The sequence below is a fragment of the Mesorhizobium sp. WSM4841 genome (genome assembly GCF_055811515.1).
In genome coordinates, this window is the sequence record NZ_JBVVQC010000042.1 from 17,296 (window position 1) to 40,763 (window position 23,468).

At 62.7% G+C, this 23,468-nt stretch carries 25 protein-coding genes; 11 read left to right on the top strand and 14 right to left on the bottom strand.

Going from position 1 to position 23,468, the window contains the following annotated elements; translation table 11 throughout:
• Nucleotides 1–3 precede the first annotated feature (3 nt).
• Together AC0L14_RS31275 and AC0L14_RS31280 are read right to left on the bottom strand one after the other, a co-directional pair.
• Nucleotides 4–456 (bottom strand): RrF2 family transcriptional regulator, encoded by a 453-nt coding sequence (locus AC0L14_RS31275; protein WP_473751793.1) that lies wholly within the window; start codon nt 454–456, stop codon nt 4–6.
• Nucleotides 457–947: 491 nt separating this feature from the next.
• Nucleotides 948–1,133, bottom strand: a complete 186-nt coding sequence (locus tag AC0L14_RS31280) for a hypothetical protein (RefSeq protein WP_123148704.1) — start codon at nt 1,131–1,133, stop codon at nt 948–950.
• A 305-nt stretch (nt 1,134–1,438) separates the two neighbouring features.
• On the opposite strand from AC0L14_RS31280, the gene AC0L14_RS31285 reads away from it, so the two are divergent.
• The 3 genes from AC0L14_RS31285 to AC0L14_RS31295 all read left to right on the top strand — a co-directional run bounded on the left by AC0L14_RS31285 (nt 1,439) and on the right by AC0L14_RS31295 (nt 4,090).
• Nucleotides 1,439–1,792, top strand: a complete 354-nt coding sequence (locus AC0L14_RS31285; protein ID WP_123148705.1) for a septal ring lytic transglycosylase RlpA family protein — start codon at nt 1,439–1,441, stop codon at nt 1,790–1,792.
• 232 nt (nt 1,793–2,024) lie between these two features.
• Nucleotides 2,025–3,302 (top strand): polyhydroxyalkanoate depolymerase, encoded by a 1,278-nt coding sequence (locus AC0L14_RS31290; protein WP_473485793.1) that lies wholly within the window; start codon nt 2,025–2,027, stop codon nt 3,300–3,302.
• 170 nt (nt 3,303–3,472) lie between these two features.
• Nucleotides 3,473–4,090 (top strand): transglutaminase-like cysteine peptidase, encoded by a 618-nt coding sequence (locus AC0L14_RS31295; protein ID WP_473485794.1) that lies wholly within the window; start codon nt 3,473–3,475, stop codon nt 4,088–4,090.
• A 7-nt stretch (nt 4,091–4,097) separates the two neighbouring features.
• On the opposite strand, the gene AC0L14_RS31300 is transcribed toward AC0L14_RS31295, so the two are convergent.
• The 4 genes from AC0L14_RS31300 to AC0L14_RS31315 are packed head-to-tail and all read right to left on the bottom strand — an operon-like array spanning nt 4,098 to nt 6,884.
• A complete protein-coding gene (locus AC0L14_RS31300) occupies nt 4,098–4,466 on the bottom strand; it encodes a helix-turn-helix domain-containing protein (protein WP_123148708.1) in 369 nt (122 codons plus the stop codon).
• A 25-nt stretch (nt 4,467–4,491) separates the two neighbouring features.
• Nucleotides 4,492–5,025, bottom strand: coding sequence for a Smr/MutS family protein (locus AC0L14_RS31305; protein ID WP_123148709.1), 534 nt, complete (start codon nt 5,023–5,025; stop codon nt 4,492–4,494).
• Nucleotides 5,022–6,158, bottom strand: a complete 1,137-nt coding sequence (gene mltA / locus AC0L14_RS31310; protein ID WP_473751794.1) for a murein transglycosylase A — start codon at nt 6,156–6,158, stop codon at nt 5,022–5,024. Before mltA ends, AC0L14_RS31305 begins: the two co-directional genes overlap by 4 nt.
• Nucleotides 6,159–6,182: 24 nt before the next feature.
• Nucleotides 6,183–6,884 carry a Tim44/TimA family putative adaptor protein gene (locus AC0L14_RS31315; protein ID WP_123148711.1) on the bottom strand — a complete coding sequence of 234 codons (702 nt, stop codon included), beginning with the start codon at nt 6,882–6,884 and terminating at the stop codon, nt 6,183–6,185.
• Between the two features lie 199 nt (nt 6,885–7,083).
• Between AC0L14_RS31315 and AC0L14_RS31320 the strand changes: the two genes are divergently transcribed.
• Both AC0L14_RS31320 and secB read left to right on the top strand, forming a co-directional pair.
• Nucleotides 7,084–7,578: an FxsA family protein gene (locus AC0L14_RS31320; protein WP_473485796.1), complete on the top strand. Its 495-nt coding sequence runs from the start codon at nt 7,084–7,086 to the stop codon at nt 7,576–7,578.
• A gap of 115 nt (nt 7,579–7,693) precedes the next feature.
• A complete protein-coding gene (gene secB, locus AC0L14_RS31325) occupies nt 7,694–8,194 on the top strand; it encodes a protein-export chaperone SecB (protein WP_123148712.1) in 501 nt (166 codons plus the stop codon).
• 417 nt (nt 8,195–8,611) lie between these two features.
• Here secB and dnaQ read toward each other — a convergent pair whose 3' ends face one another.
• From dnaQ to AC0L14_RS31350, 5 genes are all read right to left on the bottom strand, one after another.
• Nucleotides 8,612–9,331 (bottom strand): DNA polymerase III subunit epsilon, encoded by a 720-nt coding sequence (gene dnaQ, locus AC0L14_RS31330; RefSeq protein WP_473485797.1) that lies wholly within the window; start codon nt 9,329–9,331, stop codon nt 8,612–8,614.
• Nucleotides 9,332–9,417: 86 nt separating this feature from the next.
• Nucleotides 9,418–10,017: a dephospho-CoA kinase gene (gene coaE / locus AC0L14_RS31335; RefSeq protein ID WP_473751806.1), complete on the bottom strand. Its 600-nt coding sequence runs from the start codon at nt 10,015–10,017 to the stop codon at nt 9,418–9,420.
• Nucleotides 10,018–10,022: 5 nt separating this feature from the next.
• Entirely contained in the window at nt 10,023–10,874 is an 852-nt protein-coding gene (locus AC0L14_RS31340; protein WP_473751795.1) for a shikimate dehydrogenase, read from the bottom strand.
• Entirely contained in the window at nt 10,867–11,466 is a 600-nt protein-coding gene (locus AC0L14_RS31345; RefSeq protein ID WP_473485799.1) for a Maf-like protein, read from the bottom strand. The genes AC0L14_RS31340 and AC0L14_RS31345 overlap by 8 nt, the downstream gene beginning before the upstream one ends.
• Nucleotides 11,467–11,636: 170 nt before the next feature.
• Nucleotides 11,637–12,458, bottom strand: coding sequence for a pyruvate, water dikinase regulatory protein (locus AC0L14_RS31350; RefSeq protein ID WP_473485800.1), 822 nt, complete (start codon nt 12,456–12,458; stop codon nt 11,637–11,639).
• Between the two features lie 403 nt (nt 12,459–12,861).
• On the opposite strand from AC0L14_RS31350, the gene hemE reads away from it, so the two are divergent.
• From hemE to rho, 3 genes are all read left to right on the top strand, one after another.
• Nucleotides 12,862–13,890: a uroporphyrinogen decarboxylase gene (hemE, locus tag AC0L14_RS31355; RefSeq protein ID WP_473751796.1), complete on the top strand. Its 1,029-nt coding sequence runs from the start codon at nt 12,862–12,864 to the stop codon at nt 13,888–13,890.
• Entirely contained in the window at nt 13,887–14,438 is a 552-nt protein-coding gene (hemJ, locus tag AC0L14_RS31360; RefSeq protein WP_473751797.1) for a protoporphyrinogen oxidase HemJ, read from the top strand. Before hemE ends, hemJ begins: the two co-directional genes overlap by 4 nt.
• A gap of 261 nt (nt 14,439–14,699) precedes the next feature.
• Nucleotides 14,700–15,965 (top strand): transcription termination factor Rho, encoded by a 1,266-nt coding sequence (gene rho, locus AC0L14_RS31365; protein WP_027153631.1) that lies wholly within the window; start codon nt 14,700–14,702, stop codon nt 15,963–15,965.
• Between the two features lie 70 nt (nt 15,966–16,035).
• Here the strand turns inward: rho and AC0L14_RS31370 are convergent, their stop codons facing one another.
• Nucleotides 16,036–18,054: a thioredoxin domain-containing protein gene (locus AC0L14_RS31370; protein ID WP_473751799.1), complete on the bottom strand. Its 2,019-nt coding sequence runs from the start codon at nt 18,052–18,054 to the stop codon at nt 16,036–16,038.
• A 63-nt stretch (nt 18,055–18,117) separates the two neighbouring features.
• Between AC0L14_RS31370 and mnmE the strand changes: the two genes are divergently transcribed.
• The gene (gene mnmE / locus AC0L14_RS31375; protein WP_473751800.1) at nt 18,118–19,440 is read left to right on the top strand and encodes a tRNA uridine-5-carboxymethylaminomethyl(34) synthesis GTPase MnmE; all 1,323 of its coding nucleotides are present in this window, start codon (nt 18,118–18,120) and stop codon (nt 19,438–19,440) included.
• A 201-nt stretch (nt 19,441–19,641) separates the two neighbouring features.
• On the opposite strand, the gene AC0L14_RS31380 is transcribed toward mnmE, so the two are convergent.
• Both AC0L14_RS31380 and AC0L14_RS31385 read right to left on the bottom strand, forming a co-directional pair.
• Entirely contained in the window at nt 19,642–20,190 is a 549-nt protein-coding gene (locus AC0L14_RS31380; RefSeq protein WP_473751807.1) for a transposase, read from the bottom strand.
• Nucleotides 20,190–20,534: an IS110 family transposase gene (locus tag AC0L14_RS31385; protein ID WP_473751801.1), complete on the bottom strand. Its 345-nt coding sequence runs from the start codon at nt 20,532–20,534 to the stop codon at nt 20,190–20,192. The genes AC0L14_RS31380 and AC0L14_RS31385 overlap by 1 nt, the downstream gene beginning before the upstream one ends.
• 417 nt (nt 20,535–20,951) lie before the next feature.
• On the opposite strand from AC0L14_RS31385, the gene mnmG reads away from it, so the two are divergent.
• Nucleotides 20,952–22,826, top strand: a complete 1,875-nt coding sequence (mnmG, locus tag AC0L14_RS31390; protein WP_473525961.1) for a tRNA uridine-5-carboxymethylaminomethyl(34) synthesis enzyme MnmG — start codon at nt 20,952–20,954, stop codon at nt 22,824–22,826.
• A complete protein-coding gene (gene rsmG, locus AC0L14_RS31395; protein WP_473751802.1) occupies nt 22,823–23,458 on the top strand; it encodes a 16S rRNA (guanine(527)-N(7))-methyltransferase RsmG in 636 nt (211 codons plus the stop codon). The genes mnmG and rsmG overlap by 4 nt, the downstream gene beginning before the upstream one ends.
• Nucleotides 23,459–23,468: the final 10 nt, after the last annotated feature.

Genomic DNA, 23,468 nt, shown 5'->3' on the forward strand with positions numbered 1-23,468 from the left:
GGCTCAGGCCTGAATCTCCAACGCAACCGAAAGGTCTTCTTCGCCGGCGATATCGCGCATCTCGGCGAGGCTGCGTTGATCCAGCACCTCGGCGATCGCTTGCCGGACCTCCAGCATCAGATGTCGGACTTGGCATGTCGCCTCGTTGCAGTCTTCACAGCGCTGATATCGGGTGCGGCTGGCGCAGGGGATGGGGGCCAGTGGCCCGTCGAGCACGCGCACCACATGGCCGATCTTGATTTCATCCGCCGGCCGCGCCAAGCGATAGCCGCCCTCCTTGCCCTTGCGGCTCTGGACGAAGCCGGCGTTACGCAGCTCGACCAGGATGGCATCGAGAAATTTCTTCGGAATGTTGTTTCCGGTGGCGATATCGCCAACGAAGGCGAGCTGTCCAACCGGCAGCCGCGCGAGATGGACGAGCGCCTTGAGGCCGTATTTGCCCTTTTTCGTGAGCATAGACCGAACGTTTCTCTGTTGTGCGATGGCGCAGGGCCACCGGTTGTGAAACGCCTGGCGGGCGTCCCCACCGCGTCCAAGCTTACATGACACATAAATTCTAGTGACATGATATACAAGCCGAGCACCGTTGATTTTGCTTCGTTTTCAAGCCGCTGCGGCCATTTTGGCGGACGTTTTGCGCCCTTGAGGGCATAGAGGCAGCTGGGCAGCCAGCGCGCTCGGCATTGAAGGCGGATGCCCCGCCGGCGATCGATATGGAGGCTGCCGTCGCTCATCATTCTCTCCAATTTCTGTAATGTCGATAAGACTACTATACTTAACCGCGAATACAGGGATCAGTTTTCAAATCCTCGGCCATCCGCAGCATGGATTTGCCTGAGGAGGATGCAAAACGAGAAATGTTTGCAGCCGGTTGCCCGAAACGCGGTGAAGGGTACCCGGCCTGATCAATGATCCATTTCAATGTGAATGTCAGGCCAGTATCAATGTCAGGGGCGCGAACGGTTCGCCCACACCAATCCGCCCAGCCCGACCAGCACGGTGACGATGCCGATATAGAGCCATTGCGACTGGCCGGTCATGAAGCTGCCTCCGACCAGGCCGACGCCCTGCAGCGACCAGAGCGCGCCGATGGCGAGCACGATCAACGCCAGCAGATTTTTGATCAATCTCATCGTCGGAATTTCCTTCCCAAGTCGATCCTCAATTCAGCCATGACCGCCACGGCAAAGCGAAAGGAAGCGACCCGATCGCTCTCACATCTACTTGCATGATAAGGCCGGTTCTTGCCGGCAACACCCGGGTGCGGGTGCGAAGACCACCAGACATACATCGGCACAATCTAAACATTCCCTGACAGACTGTTTCCCGCCGACTCCAAACGTGTACAGTAGTCATGGAACCGCCAGACGATTGCCGCATTTCGTGCCACATTCGATCCGTAACGGCCGGGTCTGTCAAACGGAGCCATTTGCCGCAGATGAAGAAACCAAACCAGACCGCGCTTGTCGCGGTGACGATCGCGGCTGGCCTGATGGTCGCCGCATCCCCTGCCGCCGCTCAATGCGGCCGCGCCTCCTGGTACGCGCTGCACTCGAAGACCGCTTCCGGCGAGCGGATGAACCCGTCGGCGCTGACCGCCGCGCACCGCACCTTGCCTTTCGGCACAAAGCTGAAGGTCACCAACCGCAACAATGGCCGCAGCGTCGTCGTGCGCATCAACGACCGCGGCCCGTTCATTAGAGGTCGCGTGATCGACCTGTCGAAGGGCGCCGCCAGACGGCTCGGCTTCATCAGTTCGGGCCATACCGCTGTGTGCACCGACCGCGTGTGATGCCACGCGTCTGAGATTATGCTGTAGCGATTGCCCGTTGCCGGCCTTCGCATTCGCACAATAAGCCGGCTCCCGCCGTTCAAAGCCGGTTTTCAACAGCTTAAACGAAAGTATGAGCATAAATCACTTCACTTGACGTATTGCATCGCAGCAGTTTGTTGTTAACCTCCGCGCGAGAGATTCAAGGCTCGACGCTGCTGTCGTCCCTTCGGTCGCAGCAGCGGGGTTCTCGATGTTCTACCAGTTCTACGAATTTAACCACGCCGCCGTGCAGCCGGCCCGCCTCTATGCCGATGCGGTGCGGATGTTCTATACCAATCCGCTCAATCCATTCACGCACACGTCGTGGGGCCGCTCGGTCGCGGCAACCGCCGAATTGTTCGAGCGCACGACGCGCCGCTACAGCAAGCCGCGATTCGGCCTGACCAAGACCGTGGTCGACTGGAAAAGCGTCGATGTCACCGAAAAGACCGTGTGGTCGCGGCCGTTCTGCAATCTCCTCCGATTCGAGCGGGCGGTTTCCGCCGGCCGCCGGCCTGATCCGAAGCTGCTGATCGTGGCGCCGATGTCGGGCCACTATGCAACGCTCCTGCGCGGCACGGTCGAGGCGATGCTGCCCCATGCCGACGTCCACATCACCGACTGGGTCGACGCCCGCATGGTACCGCTCAGCGAGGGCAGCTTCGACCTCGACGACTACATCGACTACATTGTCGACATGCTGCATGCGCTGGGGCCCGACACCCACGTCATGGCGGTGTGCCAGCCTTCGGTGCCGGTGCTGGCGGCGGTGGCACTGATGGAAACGCGCGGCGACCCGTTCGTTCCCTCGACAATGACGCTGATGGGCGGGCCGATCGACACCCGCCGCAATCCGACCGCGGTCAACCTTCTGGCCGAGGAGAAGGGCGTCGACTGGTTCCGCGACAACGTCATCATGCAGGCGCCGTGGCCGGTACCGGCCTTCGGCCGCGAGGTCTATCCCGGCTTCCTGCAGCTTTCGGGCTTCATGAGCATGAATCTCGACCGCCACATCATCGCCCATAAGGACTTCTTCATGCATCTGGTGAAGAATGATGGCGACAATGCCGAGAAGCACCGCGACTTCTACGACGAATATATGGCGGTGATGGATCTGACGGCGGAGTTCTACCTGCAGACGGTCGACACCGTGTTTGTCCGCCACGCCTTGCCCAAGGGCGAAATGACGCATCGCGGCGTGGCCATCGATCCCTCCGATATCCGTAATGTCGCCCTGTTCACGGTCGAGGGCGAGAACGACGACATTTCCGGCCTCGGCCAGACCCAGGCCGCGCACGACCTCTGCGTCAACATCCCGGCGGACAGGCACGCTCACTACATGCAGCCGGCGGTCGGCCATTACGGCGTCTTCAACGGCTCGCGCTTCCGCTCCGAAATCGTGCCGCGCATCATCGACTTCATCACCAGTTATGGCCGCCAGACCCGCGTTGCGGTGAAGCCGAAGCTGGTCCGCATCGCCAGCAAGTAAGGGAGCGGCCGGTGGAACGGCGGTCTCGTGTCCGCTCAGTCGATCTGTTGCACAATAGCCGCTGTTTCGGCCGCGCGGGTAACCATGTCGCAAAACTGGCCGTTGGTATAATTGACAGGGACTGTCAATCGCCCTTAACCTTTCGTTAACAACAAGGGACGAGGGGGACAATGATTTCCTCACCACTGGCGAGAACGCTACGCGTGTGCGCACTGTTTGGGCTGGCACTTGCGGCAGGCTGGTCGACGACGGCATCGGCGGCCGGACCAATGGCAACCGGCGGGCCGACATCGCAGCCGATCGGCCACTATGATTTCTGCAAAACCAGTCCGGCCGAATGCTCGATCCACCCGGGCCATCTCGCCCCCGCCACCATGACCGGTGCGCTCTGGCGCAAGATCCTCAGCGTCAATGCCAGGGTCAACACCGCCGTCAAGCCGATAAGCGACATCGACATCTATGGCAGGGACGAGGTCTGGGCCTATCCCGTCAAGGGCGTTGGCGACTGTGAGGACTATGTCCTGGAAAAGCGCCGCGAATTGAATCGCTTGGGCCTGTCCTACGCCAATCTTCTGATGACCGTCGTGCGCAAGCCGGACGGCGAGGGCCATGCCGTGCTGACGGTGCGCACAAGCAAGGGCGACTACATCCTCGACAATCTGGACGGAAAGGTCCGCTCATGGGACCGAACCGGCTACCGCTTCCTCAAGCGACAAGCGATCGACAATACCGGCCGCTGGGTCTCGATCCGTGATGGCCAGCCGGTTCTGGTCGGCGCGGTCCAGTAGCAGGCCGTCACTTTGGCTGCTTCAGCGCGGCGCGGATCGATGCGGTGATGCGGCGAAGCGCCGCTTCGTCGAGTTTTTCGATGTTTTCGGCCAAAACATTGGCAAGCTCGGTGGCGGCGGGGCTGAGGCCCGACGTGTCGAGCTTCACCCGTGGGTGCGAGGTCTCGGCCAGCCGTGCGAGTTCCTCGGCATCGTCCCATATGACGTTGAAATAGCCGATGATCTTCTGGATCAGCGTCCAGGTCGGCGCGCCGCGGCGACCATGCTCCAGCGCCGACAGATAGGCGGCGCTGACGCCGATCGCCTCGGCCATGGCCTTCTGACTGACGCCGCGTTCGCTTCGCAGGGCGCGAAGCTTTTCGCCGAACGGAGTCACAAGTGCATCCTCATGGGGTGCATTCTCATGTGCGCGCGCGCCGCAGGCGGACGTAGAGCGCGCCCGAGCCGCCATGGTTGCGGGCAGCATGGTCGTGGCTGGAGACGAGCGGCCTGAATGCGGGTGTCGACAGCCAGGCCGGCACGGCGCGCCGCAGGATGCCGTCGCCGCCCGACGAGGAGCCTTTGCCGGTGATGACCAGCACGTAGCGAATGCCGCCGGCGTGCGCCCGGTGCAGGAAGGAAAACAGCAGCGAATAGGCTTCGTCCTGGCTCAGGCCATGCAGGTCGACGCGGCCTTCGATCGGCAGCCGGCCCTTCGACAGCTTTTCCAGCGTCGGTTCGTCGAGTGCATGCGAAACATGCTGCGTCTTGGCTTTCGCCGCCGCAGCCGGAGCCATCGCCTGGACACGCGGCGGTGGCTTCGTGTCATCAGCGATGCCCGGGCCGATGTCCGGACTGTCGATGGCGGACTTGCCCTTCAGCGGCTTGGCGGTGCGCGCCACCAGGTTCCACAGGACCCGGTCGTCCTCGCTCAGCCTGTCGATGCGCCGGGTCATCGCCCCGCTCCCGGTACAAGCGGACGCGGTATCAGCGCGTAGAAATCGGCAGGGTTGCGGATAACGCCGGCGATCTCGCCGCCCGCATGTCCCGTTCCGGCGAACAGGTCGCCACGGGCTGGCCCGATAATGGCAGAGCCGGTGTCCTGCGCGATCATCAGCCGCCGGAACGGCTTGTTGCCGAAAGCGGTCAGCGACGGCCCATCGATGTAGAACGGCGTCCCGAATGTATGCAGCAGACGGTCGACAGCGACGGAGCGGCCCGGTGTCAGCGGCACTTTGGCGGCAGCGATCGGCCCGAGTTCCGGGTCGTCGACAGCCGCCTCGCTGACCGAAGTCTCGCGGAAAAAAATATAGGAGCGGTTGCGCCACAGGATCTCGTCGATGCGATCCGGATGCGCCTGGAACCAGGCGCGGACCGACTGCATGGTCACCGCTTCGAGCGGGATTTCGCCTGTCTCGCTCAGTATCTTGCCCGGTCCGGTAAAGCGCTGGCCGGATTTGGCGGCATAGGTGACGCGGCAAAGCCGGCCGTCGGTCATGGTGAGCCGCGCAGAACCTTGTACGTGGATGAAGAAGGCGTCGACCCTGTCGGCGAGCCAGGCGATTTCCAAACCCTTGCCAGCCAAACCCTTGCCAGCAAGCGCGCCGCGCTCGATCTCGCCGCGGTCGAAATACTCGACCGGTCCGTTCGGCGTGGCGCGGCCGAAGGCGAGATAGGGATCCATGCCGTGCGGCCGGTTGGCGTCGTCGATGTCGACGAGATCGGCCGGACGCGACAGCAGCGGCACCGCAAATCGTTCGGTTCGCACCGGCGAGGCGTCGACCACGGGTTCATAGAAGCCGGTGACGAGGCCGGCGCCGCCGCTTTCGGCTCCTATGTGCGCCGGGATGAAATGCCGCTCGAAGAAGGCGCGGGCTTCGCGCCGGTCGGTTGGCGACACGGTGCGGGCTGCAGCGTAGACTTCGGTGAAGGCATTGAAGTCGACGCCGAGCCCGCCGGAGCGATAGGGTTTCGTCATGACATGAAAAGCCGAGCGCCGGAAAGCGGCGAACGCAGCCAGATGGTCGTCCTCGTCCCAACCGGGCAGATCGTCAAAGGATTTTTCGCTGAACGCCTGAGAAAGCGACACGACAGACCCCGCCGTGGTCCGGGCTCAGTCTTCTTCTTCGGTGGCGACGAGCTTCCAGTTCGGGTCGCGCGAGCGCGTATCGCGGGCAAAGGTCCAGACATCCTTGACCTCAGCGACGGTTTCGGGATCGCCGTCGATGACGGCGCCGGCCTTGTCGCGCGTCGCCGAAATCAGTTCGCTGACGATGCGCAGCGTGATATGCGCCTCGCTGCCCTTCATCTCGGCGGAAACGATGTCGGCCTTGTCGATGCCGACGAAGGAGGACTGGATCTTTTCCGATTTCGCCTCGCGGTCGCCGATGGCCGCGACAAAGCCGTCATAGACCTCGCGCGACAACAGGTTCTTCAGCGTCTTGCGATCGCCATCGGCATAGGCCATGACGATCATCTCATAGGCCATCTTGGCGCCGTCGACGAAGGTCTTCGGGTCGAATGCCGGATCATTGTCCTTGATCGTGCGCAGGCCCTTGTTGAGATCGGTGTCAGGCTTGGCGAAGGCGTCGATCGCCGCATAGGCGTCGCTTGCCGGCTCTCCCGGCGCTCGCTTGCGCGGCAGCGAGACCACATTCTCGGGCTTCTGGGCGTCCTCGCGCGTGCGGCCCGCCGTATAGGGATCGAATGGCGGGCGTTCGCTGCCGGTGCGGCGGCCGAGCACATTGCGCAGCTGGAAAAAGATCACAACCGCCGCAACCAGAAAGAAAATCGTGCCGAAGTCGAAGAATCCCATATCTTCCGCCAATCAATCCCTACTCCGGCCGGACCGCCCGGCCAGGCAATGGCTGCGGTCGCATAGCGTTCAACATCCAAAGCATATAGAACGCAAGCTGCAATCATTCAAATTAAAGGCAGCCATACCTATCTAAAAGGTTCAGTGCCAGCGGCGATTGCTCGCCGGCCGGCAAAACATCGAAACGATCGGTCAAGATTTGCGCATTTCGCTGCTTCCCCTGTTCATCCTCGCGCTTCCGCTTCTGGAGATCGCCGGTTTCGTCATTGTCGGCCGCCAGGTCGGCGCGCTGGCGACGGTCGGCCTGGTGCTGGCTTCGAGCATCGCCGGCGCTCTGTTGTTGCGATACCAGGGTTTCGGCGTCATGACCCGGGTCCGCGCCGAAATGGACGCGGGACGTGATCCAAGCCGCCAGCTCGCGCACGGCGCCATGATCGTTCTGGCCGCGATCCTGCTCATCATTCCCGGCTTCATCACGGACATTTTCGGCATTCTGCTGTTCCTGCCGCCGGTCCGCGACCTCGCCTGGCGCCTGTTGAAAGGCCGCATCGTGCTGGCCACCAGTTTCGGCACCGGCGGATTCGGGGCCCGGCAACGCGACAAGACCATCGACCTCGACGACAGCGACTATTCGCGCGGCGACGAGCGCGGCCCGGATCACAATTCCCCCTGGCGCCGCCTCAAGGATGAGTAGGTCGCCTTTAAGGACGAGCAGGTCGCCAAACCTTGTCTTGTCATGCCGACCATGGTAGCGAACGCCCGATTTCAATCCGGTCAGCAACGCTGCCGAGGCAAAAGGACAAAGGCTTATGGCCAGCAAAGACGACGCGCCGACCGGCGCGGCCAGTGGCAACGGCGACGCGACGCAGCCTTCGCTCAACGTGCTTGCCCAATATGTGAAAGACCTTTCGTTCGAAAGCCCCGGCGCGCCGAACTCGCTGCGCGGCCGCGACAAGGCCCCCGGCATCGCCATCAACGTCAATGTCAACGCCAACCCGCTTTCGGACAAGCAGTTCGACGTCAATCTGACGCTGAACGCCAAGGCGTCCTTCGATAAGGAAGTGCTGTTCAACGTCGAGCTGGTCTATGGCGGCGTGTTCGCCATCAGCGGCTTCCCGCAGGAGCACATGCTGCCGCTGCTGTTCATCGAATGCCCGCGGCTGCTGTTCCCGTTCGCCAGGCAGATCATCGCCGAGGCCACCCGCAATGGCGGCTTCCCGCCGCTGATGCTCGACCCAATCGATTTCGCGCAGATGTTCCAGCAGAAGCTGGCCGAGGACCAGGCCGCCGGCAAGGCCAAGGCGAGCTGAGGCGATTGCTCGGTGACGTTTGAAAAACCCGGCCTCGCGCCGGGTTTTTTCTTTGGGACGCCGGAGGGACAGCGCCCCCTCTGTCCTGCCGGACATCTCCCCCACAAGGGGGGAGATCGGACTTCACACCGGCTTTCGCCAATCGCCAACCTTGCCGGAGTGAGCGGAGCGCCGAAACTGCCAATCTCCCCCCTCGTGGGGGAGATGTCCGGCAGGACAGAGGGGGGCGCGAAGGATCGCTACGGGTCGGCTGATCCTGAACGCTGCATTCTTCGGCTGAGGTAACGGCATGGATCCAGGGGTCTGCGCCGCGTCGCTCCTTGCTCCGCCCTAGGATGACGAAGTGGAGGGGCGTTTTCGGCCAATCTCGAAGATTTGCATATCGACGCCACTGCCGATCGGCACCCGTCAAAATCACTATGCCGCGGAACTCGCTTCGGGGGCGACGCGCAGCCAGAGCGCCTTTTCGCCTAATGTGCCGACCATGCTCGTGTGCGCGCTGCGCTCTGCGTCGGTCAGGCGAGACGGCAGCGCAATCGGCCTCACGCCGATGCTGATGTCAATATCGTCGACATTTCTTCTGCCGCCGGCCGGCGCCGTGGCACTGTCGAGGATGAGCGCCGCCTGCTTGCCGCCGATGAGCTCGATATAGACCTCGGCCAGCAATTCCGAATCGAGCAACGCGCCGTGCTTGGTTCGGCGAGCATTGTCGATGCCATAGCGCCGGCACAGCGCGTCCAGCGAATTGGGGCCCATCGGATGCTTGCGGCGCGCCAGCGCCAGCGTGTCGACGACAAGTCCGGGATCAACGACCGGGTGGCCAAGCCGACCGAACTCGACATTGAGGAAAGCGATATCGAAAGTGGCATTGTGGGCGACCAGCTTGGCGCCGTCGATGAAGGCAAGAAACTCCTCGGCGATGTCGCTGAAGGTCGGCTTGCCCATGAGGTCGGCGGCGCTGATGCCATGAACGGCCTGCGCCTCCGCATGAATCGGTCGTCCTTGCGGATTGATGTAATGGTGGAAGGTGCGGCCGGTCGGGAACCGATTGACCAACTCGATGCAGCCAAGCTCGATGACGCGGTCATCACGGAAATCGAGACCGGTGGTTTCCGTATCGAAGATGATCTCGCGCATCGAATCAGTCCGTTGGTTCCGGCGTTATTTCAGCCGAATCATGATTGGAACAAATTGGCAACATATTACGCCGGACGCAAGCGCCGTTAAGCAGGCTTGCCGGCTTTATCCCCGACCAGTTCGGCGACAATCGCATTAACCGCCGCGCGCGCCGCATCAAAACCTTGTCCGGTGTCGATGACGAAATCGGCGGCCTTACGCTTTTCGGCGTCGGGAACCTGCCTGGCCAGGATCGACGCCAGTTTCTCCTCGCTCATGCCCGGCCGCGCCAGCACCCGGGCGCGCTGGACGTCGGGCGAGGCGGTGACGACCACGACCTTGTCGACGCGGTCGCGGCCGCCGGTTTCGAACAGCAGCGGGATGTCGAGAACGACAAGCGGTACGCCGGCGCGGTTCCTGGCCAGGAAGGCGTCGGCGTCGGCGCGGACCAGCGGGTGGATGATCGCTTCCAGTCGTTTCAGCGCGGCTGCATCGCCGAGCACCCGCTCGGCCAGCTTGGTGCGGTCGACCGACCCGGATTTTGTCGTTCCGGGAAAAGCCGCCTCGACCAGCGGAGCGGCCTTGCCGACGTAGAGGCGATGTACCACCTCATCCGAATCGTGGACGGGCACGCCGGCTTCGGCAAACATCTTTGCCGTCGTCGACTTGCCCATGCCGATCGATCCGGTGAGGCCGAGCACGATCATGCTTTTCATTCCCTGGTCATTGCTTGGGCGCCAAGATCGGCGACAATCATCTGCCGCAATTCGGCAGTGACCTGCGGCCTGATGCCGAACCAGCGCTCGAAGCCGGGCACCGCCTGGTGCAAAAGCATGCCGAGCCCGTCGACGGTCTTCAGGCCCCGTGCTCTGGCTGCGGCCAGTAATGCCGTTTCCAACGGCACATAGACAATGTCGGTGACGATGGCATGGTGCGGCAGCCTGGCCGGATCGGCGGACAGGCCTTCATTGCCGTGCATGCCGAGCGCTGACGTGTTGACCAGCAGGCCGGCATCGGCAAGCAGCTCGCCGGTCGCGGCCGTGCTGTGGGCCGAGACCCCGCCGAAGCGGTGGCGCAGCTCCTCGGCTCGGGCGAGCGTCCGGTTGACGATGCGGATATCGTCAACCCCGCGCTGCTTCAGCGCATGGATGACCGCGCGCGAGGCGCCGCCGGCGCCGAGCACCACGGCCGGGCCATTGTCTGCCCAGCCCGGCGCATGCTCGTCGAGATTGGCGGCAAAGCCATGGGCGTCGGTGTTGCCGCCCCACAGTTTTCCGCCCTCGAACCAGAGCGTATTGACCGCGCCGATCTGTTCGGCCGCATCGTCGCGGCGCGCCGCCAGCGCGAAGGCGGCCTCCTTGTGCGGGATGGTGACGTTGCCGCCACGGTAGCCATTCGCCGCGAGCGTTTTGACAAATTCGGCAAAAGCCTCCGGCGCGACGTCGATCGCCCGGTAGCTGCCGTCGACACCGTACTTCGCCAGCCAATAGCCATGGATCTTCGGCGACCGGGAATGCGCTACCGGGTGGCCGGTGACGAAGGCCTTTTTCGCGGCCTCAGCCATCGATGGCGCCGAGGTCACGCAGCTTGGCCAGGACGGGCAGAAGCGGCAGGCCGACAATGGTGAAATAGTCGCCTTCTATTCTTTCGAACAGCTGGATGCCCTCGCCTTCGATCTGGTAGGCGCCGACGCTGGACAGCGCCTTGGCGCCGACTCGCGCCAGATGGCGGCCGATGAAGGCGGGCTCGAGCTTTCGCATGGTCAGGCTGGCGATGCCGACATGCCGCCACAGGGCCGCGCCGTCGCGGGCCAGCACGACGGCGCTGTTGAGTTGATGGGTCTTTCCCGATAGCGCCAAGAGATGGCGGCGCGCGGCTTCCATGTCGGCTGGCTTGTGGAACACTTCGTCGGCGAGCGACAGCGTCTGGTCGCAGCCGAGCACAAGGGCGCCGAGCTTTCGCTCACTGACCTCGGTGGCCTTGGCCTCGGCAAGCACCAGTGCGACGTCCTCGGGCGAGATACCGCTGCCCTGCAAGGGCGCTTCGAGCGCGCGCTCGTCGACTTCCGCCGGAACCGCCTCGACCGCCACGCCGGCATGGACAAGCAGCGCCTTGCGAAACGAGCTGCTCGAGGCAAGGATGATTTTTTCGGCCATTTTTTATCGCCCGATTCCTGACGCTCACTAGGGTGTGTCGAGATTCAGGTCAGGCCGAGCCGAAAATGGTGGCTTCCGAGAACCGGAGCGGAGCGTACTTTTCGTACGTGAGCACCGGAAGCGCAGGAAGCCGCCGTTTGCAGGCCGGCATCACCTGAATATCACACGCCCTAGCGCGTCTTGCCGCGCAGGGCAACGATAGCCGCCGCCGTCTCCTCGATCGAGCGGCGGCTGACGTCGATCATCGGCCAGCCATGCCGGGTGCAGATCTTGCGGGCATAGGCAAGCTCTTCGCTGATCGCGGCGCGGTCGACATAGTCGGTAGGCTCATAGGCGCTGGTGTTGCCGAGGATGCGGTTCTGGCGAACCTGCGAGATGCGCTCGGCGGTGGCGATGAGCCCGACGATCAGCGGCTTCGCGGCGTTGACCAGGCTTTCCGGCACCGGCACGCCGAGCACGATCGGGATATTGGCGGTCTTGATGCCGCGATTGGCGAGATAGATGCTGGTCGGCGTCTTCGAGGTGCGCGAAATGCCGACGAGCACAATGTCGGCATCGTCCATATTGGCCGGCAGCTGTCCGTCATCATGCTCCATGGTGAAGTTGAGCGCGTCGATGCGGCGAAAATATTCGGCGTCGAGGACATGTTGGGCGCCGACGCGGCGGCCGGCCGGCGTGCCGAGATAGGACTGGAACACGGTCAGCACCGGTTCCAGCACGGAGACGCAAGGCAGGCCCATTGCCGCGCAGCGTTCGTCGATGCCGCGGGCGAGGTTCTGGTCGACGACCGTATAAAGGATGATGCCCGGCTCCTCCTCTATGTCCTCGAACACTTTCGTCACCTGCTTTTCGGTGCGGATGAGCGGGTAGATATGCTCGATGGCGCGCGCATCCTTATATTGCGCGGAAGCCGCGCGCCCGGCCGCCAGCAGCGTTTCACCGGTGGCATCGGAAATCAGGTGAAGGTGAAAGAAGCTCTGGGGTTTGTTCACAGGGGTTCGTTCCAAGCTGTGGGCCGATGTGGATAAGGTCGGTCGGAAAGATCGGCCGGTTCGGGGCGACTGTATCAGATGCCAGTTTGTCCACAATTCGATGCGCTGTCGGCTTCGTCGGGCGGCTGGGGACAAGTTCGGGGACGGGCTTTTTTGACTAGGCGTCATCCACAGGTCCGTTTTCTTTGCGCGGGCGGCAACGCATTGTTCCCAGTTGGAAATTTCCAACTGTCCCCAAAGTCCTCCTATCCGGCAGAAGAAGCACGCGACAATATGCTGGCTGGCCTTTTCCGGGGCAAAGCGGGACAGGAAACAACCACCGATACCAACAGACTCTTAGAATCATAAGATTCCTAGAAATAGAATATTTAATTATAGAGAAGCCTGGAGAGGCGAGTGCTGAATGCCTGAAAACCGGATCATGCTGGACGTGTTGAAGGGCAAGGCTGCGTTTCCGCCGCCGATCTGGATGATGCGCCAGGCGGGCCGCTATCTGCCGGAATATCGGGAGACACGCAGGCGGGCCGGGTCATTCCTCGATCTTTGCTACGATCCCGATCTTGCCGTGGAAGTGACACTGCAGCCGATCGAACGCTTCGGCTTCGACGCATCGATCCTGTTTTCCGATATCCTTGTCGTGCCGCATGCGCTGGGCCGCGACGTGCGCTTCGAAGAGGGACGCGGGCCGCTGTTGACGCCGATCTCGGTGGCAGAGATTGCGGCTCTCGACGGCGAAACGTTTCACGTGAATCTCGAACCGGTCTATGAGACGGTCAGACGTTTGCGGGCCAAGCTGCCTCATGAAACGACGCTGATCGGCTTCTGCGGCGCGCCGTGGACGGTGGCGACCTATATGATCGCCGGCCACGGCACGTCCGACCAGGCGCCGGCGCGGCTGTTTGCCTATCGCGAGCCGGCGGCTTTCCTGCAGCTGCTGAACGTCCTTGCCGATCATTCGGCCGCCTATCTGATCCGCCAGATCGAAGCCGGCGCCGATGTGGTGCAGATCTTTGACTCGTGGTCCGGCGTGCTCGATGAAGTTTCCTTCGAGGCCTTTTGCGTCGCGCCGGTGGCGGAGATCGTCAGGCAGGTTCGGGCCGTCCATCCCAACGTTCCGATCATCGGCTTTCCCAAGGGCGCCGGCGCCCACTATCGCAGCTATCGCCAAAAAACCGGCGTGACGGGGCTGGGGCTCGACTGGACCGTGCCGCTGACGACGGCGAAGGAACTGCAGCGCGGTGGCGCTGTACAGGGCAATCTCGATCCGTTGCGGCTGGTGGCCGGCGGCAAGGCGCTAGCCGACGGCGTCGAGGCAATCCTGAAAGCACTGGGTGATGGGCCGCTGATCTTCAATCTCGGCCACGGTATCACGCCGGAGACGCCGATCGCGCATGTCGAGGCGATGGTGAAGATGGTGCGGGCACGTCGATGACCGACACGAACAACGCCAACAGTGTTGCGGGTAGCAGCGGCGGTGCAGCGATGCGTCGAGCAGCGATCGCCATCGTCATCTTCCTCGTCCTGGCTGGGCTTCTGTTCCTGTTCGGGCCGGATGATTTCTATCCCTGGGCAAAGGCGATCCATGTCATCGCCGTCATCTCCTGGATGGCGGGCATGCTCTATCTGCCGCGGCTGCTGGTCTATCATGCCGACGCCGAGAAAGGCTCCGCCCAGTCGGAAACCTTCAAGGTGATGGAGCGCCGGCTGCTACGCGGCATCATCAATCCGGCCATGATCATCACCTGGGTATTCGGCCTCTGGCTGGCCTGGAAAGGCTTTGCTTTTCAGGGCGGATGGCTGCATGCCAAGATCGCCGCGGTGCTCGGGCTCTCCGCCGTTCATGGCTATCTGGCAGGCGCGGTCCGCAAATTCGCCGAGGACCGCAACGAAAAGCCCGCGAAGCACTGGCGGATCGTCAACGAGATCCCCACATTGCTGATGATCGTCGTCGTCGTGCTGGTCATCGTGAAGCCGTTCTGACGCCGCCGCATCGGCCAGAAATCGGAATCGATTTTCGGAAAGTACGATGCGGGACTCGAAAAGTCTTACAGCGTCCCTTTGCGCGTCAAGAGAGACGCGCAGCGGCCACAAAAGGCGGCTTGCTCTTTTAGTCGACCGACGATAAAAGACGGGTCTTCCTTCCCGTCATGCGCCGCCCATTCATCGCTTCGGCCGCGCCCGGCATTTGTCGCATCCCGCCGATATTTTCCCCATGCTTACTCACTCAGAGTCCGTCTAATGATGCAAGAAATGAAACTCACCGAGTTCAAGAACAAGAAACCGCCAGAGCTGATCGCCTATGCCGAATCGCTCGAGGTCGAGAACGCCAGTGTGATGCGCAAGCAGGAGCTGATGTTCGCGATCCTGAAGCGGCTGGCGACCCAGGATATCGAGATCATCGGTGACGGCGTTGTCGAAGTGCTGCAGGACGGTTTTGGCTTCCTGCGCTCGGCCAATGCCAATTATCTGCCGGGTCCGGATGATATCTACATCTCGCCGTCGCAGATCCGCCGGTTCTCGCTGAAGACCGGCGACACGGTCGAAGGCCCGATCCGCAGCCCGAAAGAGGGCGAGCGCTATTTCGCGCTGCTCAAGGTCAACACGATCAATTTCGACGACCCGGAAAAGATCCGCCACAAGATCCATTTCGACAATCTGACGCCGCTTTATCCGACCTCGCGGCTGAAGATGGAAATGGATGTTCCGACCTCGAAGGACATTTCGGCCCGCGTCATCGACCTGGTGGCGCCGCTCGGTAAAGGCCAGCGCGCCCTGATCGTGGCGCAGCCGCGCACCGGCAAGACGGTGCTCTTACAGAACATCGCCCACTCGATCACCACCAATCATCCGGAATGCTATCTGATCGTGCTCTTGATCGACGAGCGGCCGGAAGAAGTCACCGACATGCAGCGTTCGGTGAAGGGCGAGGTCGTCTCCTCGACCTTCGACGAACCGGCGGTGCGCCACGTCCAGGTCGCCGAAATGGTGATCGAGAAGGCCAAGCGCCTTGTCGAGCACGGGCGCGACGTCGTCATTCTGCTGGATTCGATCACCCGCCTCGGCCGTGCCTACAACACCGTGGTGCCGTCATCCGGCAAGGTGCTGACCGGCGGTGTCGACGCCAATGCGCTGCAGCGGCCGAAGCGCTTCTTCGGTGCCGCCCGCAACATCGAGGAAGGCGGCTCGCTGACCATCATCGCCACCGCGCTAATCGACACCGGCAGCCGTATGGACGAGGTCATCTTCGAAGAGTTCAAGGGTACCGGCAACTCGGAGATCGTGCTCGACCGCAAGGTCGCGGACAAGCGCATTTATCCGGCCATGGACATCCTCAAGTCCGGCACCCGCAAGGAAGACCTGCTGGTCGCCCGCCAGGATCTGCAGAAGATCTTCGTGCTGCGCCGCATCCTGGCGCCGATGGGCACCACCGACGCCATCGAGTTCCTGATCGACAAGCTCAAGCAGACCAAGACCAACGCGGATTTCTTCGATTCGATGAATACGTAAGGGGTTGGACAGCGCTGCCCCTTCCTGCCTTCTCCCACAAGGGGAGAAGGAGAACCGCGCACCCCCTCACCTATCCGCGCCGCAACCGCCGCTCGAGCTCCTCAGTGTCCGTTATCACCGGCAGGCAGACCTGCCCGGTGCACAGCCAGGCGCCGGGCTCGGTCGTTGGCGGCAGAACGCCGCCTGGGAGCATCGGCAGGTTTGTCGCCGAACCGACCGGCACGATAGTGTCGATCCGGCGCGGGTCCGGATTTCGATTCGCGACCGGAACAAGCCCCGGATTCTCCGGGTTCTCCACCAGCACCAGCTTCAACGGCTCGATCGCCAAGGCACAGGCGTTGACGACACCCGCTTGGCCATAGGCCTGGTGCGCCGCACGGCCGGCCGCGTGTTCGGCGATCCTCAAGGTCTTTTCCTGCAATTCGAGATCGCCCGAAAGCGAAGACAATCGAACCAGAGCCTCGATGATCTGGCCGGCCGCTGACGGAATGGCCTCGTCGACATCGCCCCTGATGCGGATCGGCACGTCGCTGCTGTCCGACGCGGTGAGATAGTAGCCGATGTTGTTCTCATCGCTATGCCATTGATCGAGCTGCGCGATGAATTGGCCGGCCAGCTTGGCATAACTCGATGTGCCGGTAGCCTCGAACAATGAGATCGCGGCGTTGGTCATGGCGGCGTAATCGCTCGACAGCGCCGGAAAAAGCTTCTTTGCGCCAAGCATCGAATGCGGCAGCCGGCCGTCTCGACCAGCGCTGGCAATGGCAGCAAAGGCCTGTTCCGCCGCCTCGATCCAGTCGATCCGTTTCAGAGCGCGCCCGGCTTCGGCGAGAGCCGCGATCACCAGGCCGTTCCAATCGGTCAGGATTTTGCCGTCACGCCCGGGTCTGACGCGCTGCTCCCGGGCTGCCAGCAATTTTTCTTTCAGCGGAATGAGCCGGTCGCGATCGGCGACGCTTTGCTTTTGCTGGGCCTCAGTCTGGTGGATGATCGGCTTGCCCTCCCAGCCATGCGGGCCGGAAAGCGTGAAGTATTTGAAAAATAAGGCTGATTCGTCGCCGAGAGCGGTTTCGATCTCATCCCTGCTCCAGGTGTAGAACAACCCCTCTTCGCCCTCGCTGTCGGCGTCGAGGCTGGCAGCGAAGGCACCGCCATCGACGCGCATCTCGCGCAAGAGCCAACGAACAGTCTCTTCGATTCGTATCCGGAACAAATCACTGCCTGATGCCGCATAGGCCCAATTGCACAGCCGGATGAGCTGGGCGTTGTCGTAGAGCATTTTTTCGAAATGCGGCACCAGCCATTCGGCATCGGTCGAATAGCGGCTCAGCCCGCCGCCGACATGGTCGTAGATGCCGCCCGCCAGCATCTTCTCGAGGCTGAGCAGCACGGCATCGCGGTGAGACGTTGTGCCGTCGCGCAGCCAGGACAGCCAGAGCGTCTGCATGAATGGCGCGTTGGGAAATTTGGGCGCGCCGCGCAGGCCGCCCAGATCCCTGTCGATCATGCCGCCGATGCCGTTGGCGAGCGTTGCGAGCGTGTCGCGGTCGAGCACGGCCTTGGCGTGCGTGCCCGCCAGCCGCGCCTCGACATGCGTGGTCAGGCCATCGGCGCTTTGGTTAACGCTTTCTTTCTTCTCCCGCCATGCTTTGTCGACCGCCTCCAGCACCTGGACGAAGCCCGGCCGGCCGTAACGGGCTTCGCGCGGAAAATAGGTGCCGCCCCAGAATGGCTTCCCGTTGGGCGTCAGGAACATGGTCAGCGGCCATCCGCCCTGCTCGCCCATCGACGACAGCGCGGCCATATAGATCTGATCGATGTCCGGCCGCTCCTCGCGATCAACCTTGATATTGACGAAGAGACGGTTCATGACGGCGGCGACGTCGTCGTTCTCGAAGCTTTCGTGGGCCATGACATGGCACCAGTGACAGGCCGCGTAGCCGACCGAGAGCAGGATTGGCCGCTCGAGCGCCCTTGCCTCGGCAAGCGACGCCGGCGACCATGCCCGCCAATGCACCGGGTTGCCGCTATGCTGCTGCAGGTAGGGGCTGGCCTCTTCGGCAAGTAGATTTTGCGCGGGCAATGTCACGGTTGATAACTCGGCAATTGTCAATGAACAAGCGAAGCTAGGGCGGTTGTGCTGGGTCGGCAAATGATTTCCGGTGATTCCATAGTTGCCCTGTCGAGCGGCCGCCTGCCCGCCGGTGTTGCCGTGATCCGCATTTCCGGCTCGAAGAGTCGATTCGTCGTCGAAACGATTGCCGGTTCGATTGTTCAGAACCGTGTTGCCGCATATCGCAAGTTCAGGGCGCCCGACGGATCGGTGCTCGACAGCGGCCTGGTCGTCTTTTTTGCCGGGCCCAACAGCTTTACCGGCGAGGACATCGCCGAATTCCATGTCCATGGCGGGCGTGCCGTGGTGGCGAAGATGCTGGAAACGATCGCCGGCTTTGACGGCGTCAGGCATGCCGAACCGGGCGAGTTCACCCGCCGTGCGTTTCTCAACGGCAAGGTCGATCTGGTCGAGACCGAGGCGCTGGCCGATCTCGTCAATGCCGAGACGGAGGCGCAGCGGCGCTTTGCCGTGCAGAATGCCGAAGGCGCGCAGAGCGAGCTCTATGTCAACTGGCGCCGTCGGCTTATTCATGCACGGGCGATGATCGAGGCCGAGATCGATTTTGCCGACGAAGACGATGTGCCGGGTTCCGTTGCGGAGACGGTCTGGTCGGACGTCCGCGCGATGATCGACGAGATCGAACGTCATGTCCAAGGGTTCCGGGCCGCCGAGATCATCCGCGACGGGTTCGAGGTCGTCATCCTCGGCGCACCGAATGCCGGCAAATCCAGCCTGTTCAACGCTCTGGCCCGGCGCGAGGCGGCGATCGTCACCGAAGAGCCCGGCACCACCCGCGATCTGCTCGAAGTGGTGCTGGATCTGGAGGGGATGCGGGTAAGAGTAACCGACACCGCCGGCTTGCGTGAGACACCCGGCAGGATCGAGGCGATCGGTATCGAAAGGGCGAGGAGCAAGGCCGGCACTGCCGATTTGTTGCTGGTGTTGGAGGATATGGTGGAGCCGGTCCCCATCGGCGCAGTTCCAGCCGATGTCCCGTCATTGAGGATCGGGACGAAGGTCGATTTGCTGCGGGATGAATCGCTTGTGGCGCGCTACGACGTGGTAATCTCGACCAGGGACGGGACAGGGCAGGCGGAATTGCTGGCGGAGATCGGCCGTCGCGCCGCCGCGCAGATCGGCGTGGCCGGCGACATCCTGCCGTCGCGGCTGCGGCACGTCGAACTCCTCAATGAGACGAAGCGCTTCCTGGTTGCGGCAGTGGCAGGGGATGAGCGCGGGCAGGAGTTGCGGGCCGAGGAATTGCGGCTGGCAGCGGATAGGCTTGGCCGCATCATTGGAGCGGTCGATGTCGAGGACATGCTGGACGTTATTTTCTCGCAGTTCTGCATTGGCAAGTGACTCACGTGAAACACTTGGGGAGGTTGGGCGGCCTCGGATGATTCACGTGAAACACCACGCGATTAGCTCGAAGGCATTGTTTCACGTGAAACGATTCGCTGGGCAATCGCTTCATTCTTCCGGGGCGATGTGCGGCTCTTCCTTCTCCCCTTGTGGGAGAAGGTGTCGCCGAAGGCGACGGATGAGCATCTGTGTTTGTTGTCAAGGGGCGATTGGGCTCCAGAAGCGGTCTTGGGCGATGAGTGCGTTGGCCATGACGACGAGCTTTCGCATGACGGCGACGAGGATGACCTTTGCGGCCTTTCCGGCGTTGCGCAGGCGTGCGGCGAAGGCGGCAAGATCCTTGTTGTAGCGGCTTGCCGACAGCGCCGCCATGTAGAGGACGTTTCTGACAGCCTTGCGTCCGCCTTTGATTGCACGGCGGCCCTGGCGCGGCCCGCTGTCGTGGGCGACGGGGGCGAGGCCGGTCAGCATGGCCGCCTGTTTGGCGTTGAGCGTGCGGCGGGCAAGGGCGGAGTCGGCCGAGATCAGGCGAGCGGTTTGGGTTTCGAGACGGACGAGGTGGCGTTCGATCGCCAGCAGTCTGCGCTTGAGTTCGGCGCGCAGAAAGGGGCTTTGGAGTGTCGCCAGGCGGTTGATGAGCGCGGTGCGTTCGGCACTGGCGGCACCGCGCACGCCGACGATTTCCTGCAATGCTTCCATCGCAAGCGAAGCCGGTACCGTCTCGGCCGGTTCGAGTGCGACCCCCATCAAGGCCAGCAGCCTGGCGTCGATCCTATCGGTCTTGGCGAGCTGGCCGCAGGCTTCGGCAAGAGCCGAGCGCGCAGCGGGTTGACGACGGCCACGGCCAATCCCGCCTCGTGCAGCGAGCGTTGCGCCGCCCGATGATATTTGGACGTCGCCTCCATGACCACCCGCCTCACCGCAAGCTCGCCGAGCAGGCGCTTCAGCCGCCGCAGTCCGCCACTGTCATTGGCGACGCGGAAGCTCTTGCCGGCCGGATGGACGTAGACATCGAGCCACTCTTTACACACGTCGATGCCGGCATAGACTGGCGGCATCGCATTCGGTTCGGACAATACCTTGCCTTGCATGCGGGACTTGCTCCCCATCATCTGTTCAGGACCAAATGTGAGAACGAATGGACCTTGCTCATCCGCGGCTCACACCAAGGGGCGTACGGTCCCATCCGTCCACTCCCCGGCGGACGGCCATCCGTCGGGGAGTACAGCTATCTTGCACAAATAGCCGCAATCCGAACATGCAAGGGGTGTTCCAGCTTGGCAAAGTCGGCACTCCGGCCAGCACCCCTCAACCGTCTTGGCGCTGCGCGCCAATCCACCTTCTCCCACAAGGGGAGAAGGCAAGAGGGGGCGGCGCCGACTTTGGCCGTCTCAGCATGGGTTTGTCCCAGCTACATATCCGAAGAGATTACCCGCCAATCGACGGTGTTCTTGACAGCGCGTGCCTCCGGGCACATGTGTCGGTCCACTTGAATTCGGGATTCTAAAATGACCGGTCATTATGATGTGGTTGTGGTGGGTGGCGGCCATGCTGGTTGCGAGGCGGCCAGCGCGGCCGCGCGCGCTGGCGCGAGGACGGCGCTGGTGACGCTGCGCTTCGAGACGATCGGCGTCATGTCGTGCAATCCGGCGATCGGCGGGCTCGGCAAGGGGCATCTGGTTCGCGAGATCGACGCCATGGACGGGCTGATGGGGCGCGTCGCCGATGCGGCCGGCATCCAGTTCCGTTTGCTCAACCGCCGCAAGGGCCCGGCAGTTCGCGGGCCGCGGACGCAAGCGGACAGAAAACTCTATCGGCTCGCCATGCAGGCGGCGATTCGCGAGCAGGCCGGTCTCGACGTGGTCGAGGGCGAGGTTCTGGATTTCGAAATCGACAATGGACGCATAGCGGCCGTGCTGCTGGCGGATGGTCGCAGACTTGCTTGCTGCGCCGTGGTGCTGACGACCGGCACCTTTCTGCGCGGGCTGATCCATATCGGCGAGAAGAAGATCGTTGCCGGCCGCATGAACGAGCAGGCCAGCCTCGGCCTGTCGGCCACGATGAGCCGCGCCGGCTTCAAGCTCGGGCGGCTGAAGACCGGCACGCCGCCACGGTTGGACGGGCGGACGATCGATTGGGCGTCGCTGGAGAGTCAGGCGGCCGATGACAATCCCGTGCCGTTTTCGCTGATGACCGACCGCATCGACAACCAGCAGATCCATTGCGGCATCACGCGAACGACCGCGGCGACGCATGAGCTGATCCGCGCCAATCTGAGCCGTTCCGCAATGTATTCCGGCTCTATCGAAGGCGTTGGGCCGCGTTACTGCCCGTCGATCGAGGACAAGATCGTCAAGTTCGGCGACCGCGAGGGCCACCAGATTTTCCTTGAGCCGGAAGGGCTGGACGACGACACCGTCTACCCGAACGGCATTTCGACTTCGCTGCCGGAGGACGTACAGCTCGACATTCTAAAAACCATTCCTGGCCTTGAGCGTGTCACCATGCTGCAGCCGGGTTACGCCATCGAATATGACCATGTCGATCCGCGCGAGCTCAAGCCGACGCTGGAAACCAAGCGAATCTCCGGTCTTTTTCTGGCAGGGCAGATCAACGGCACCACTGGTTACGAGGAGGCCGGCGCGCAAGGGCTGCTGGCCGGCCTCAACGCCGCGCGGCAGGCTCCGGCGAGCGACCAGATCGTGCTCAGTCGCACCGAGGCCTATATCGGCGTCATGGTCGACGACCTGACCAGCCGCGGCATCGCCGAACCTTACCGGATGTTCACCTCGCGGGCCGAGTTCCGGCTGTCGCTGCGGGCCGACAACGCCGATGAGCGGCTCACGCCGCTGGCGATGAAGTTCGGGATTGCCTCGCAGGAGCGGATGCAACGGTTTAGCGACGTCGTGCAGGACCTTGAAAAGGCGAGGGACCTTGCGCTTGGCACGACCATGACCCCCAACGAAGCGGCGCGCCATGGGCTCGAGATCAACAGGGACGGTGTGCGCCGCTCCGCCTATGAGTTGCTGGCCTATCCCGGCGTCGATGTCGGTTGGCTGGCCCGAATCGCTCCGCAGTTTGCAGCAATCGACGCCAAGACGGCCGAGCGCCTCGAAACGGAAGCGAGATATTCGGTCTATCTCGATCGCCAGCAAGCTGACGTCACGCAGATCAGGCATGAGGAGAGCCGGCTGATCCCGAATTCACTCGATTTCGCCTCTGTTCCAGGCCTTTCCAATGAGCTGAAGCAGAAGATGCTGGCGCGTCAGCCGCGCTCGATCGCCGATGCGCAGCGTATGGAAGGCATGACGCCGGCTGCACTGGCCATCATTGTCGCGCATGTCCGCAACGCCGAGGCTGCTGCACGAAGGAATGTTGCGTGAGCGCTGCCTCATGGGCGAGCCTGCAAGAGGCTGCCGGTCCAGTTTCACGTGAAACATTCGAACGCCTGGTAGAGTTCGAGACGGTCTTTCAGAAATGGAACCGCCGGATAAACCTGGCGGCGCAGTCGACGCAGGACGATGTCTGGCGCCGCCACATCCTCGACAGCGCGCAGCTGGCGCGAATCAAACCAGAGGCGAAGCGCTGGATCGATCTCGGCTCTGGCGGCGGTTTTCCCGGCCTTGTGCTTGCGTTCCTGCTCGCCGAGCGCGACGGCGCCAGCATCGATCTGGTTGAAAGCAATCGGAAAAAAGCATCGTTCCTGCAAGCGGTCGTCGGCCAATTCAACCTGCCCGCCAGGGTCGTCGCGCGTCGCATCGACGACGCCTATCCGTTTGTTTCAACACCTCAAATCGTCACTGCCAGAGCGCTGGCGTCGCTACCGGTCTTGCTCGAACTGTCGGCGCCGTGGCTGACGGCCGGCGCGCGCGGCCTGTTCCACAAAGGCCGGGATTACCGTGCCGAACTGGCAGAAAGCGCTCAACGATGGTCGTTCGATCTGGTAGAACATGCCAGCGCGACCGACGCTCATGGCGTCATCCTCGAACTGTCTGATTTGTGCCAACTGACTTAGATCGGCGACC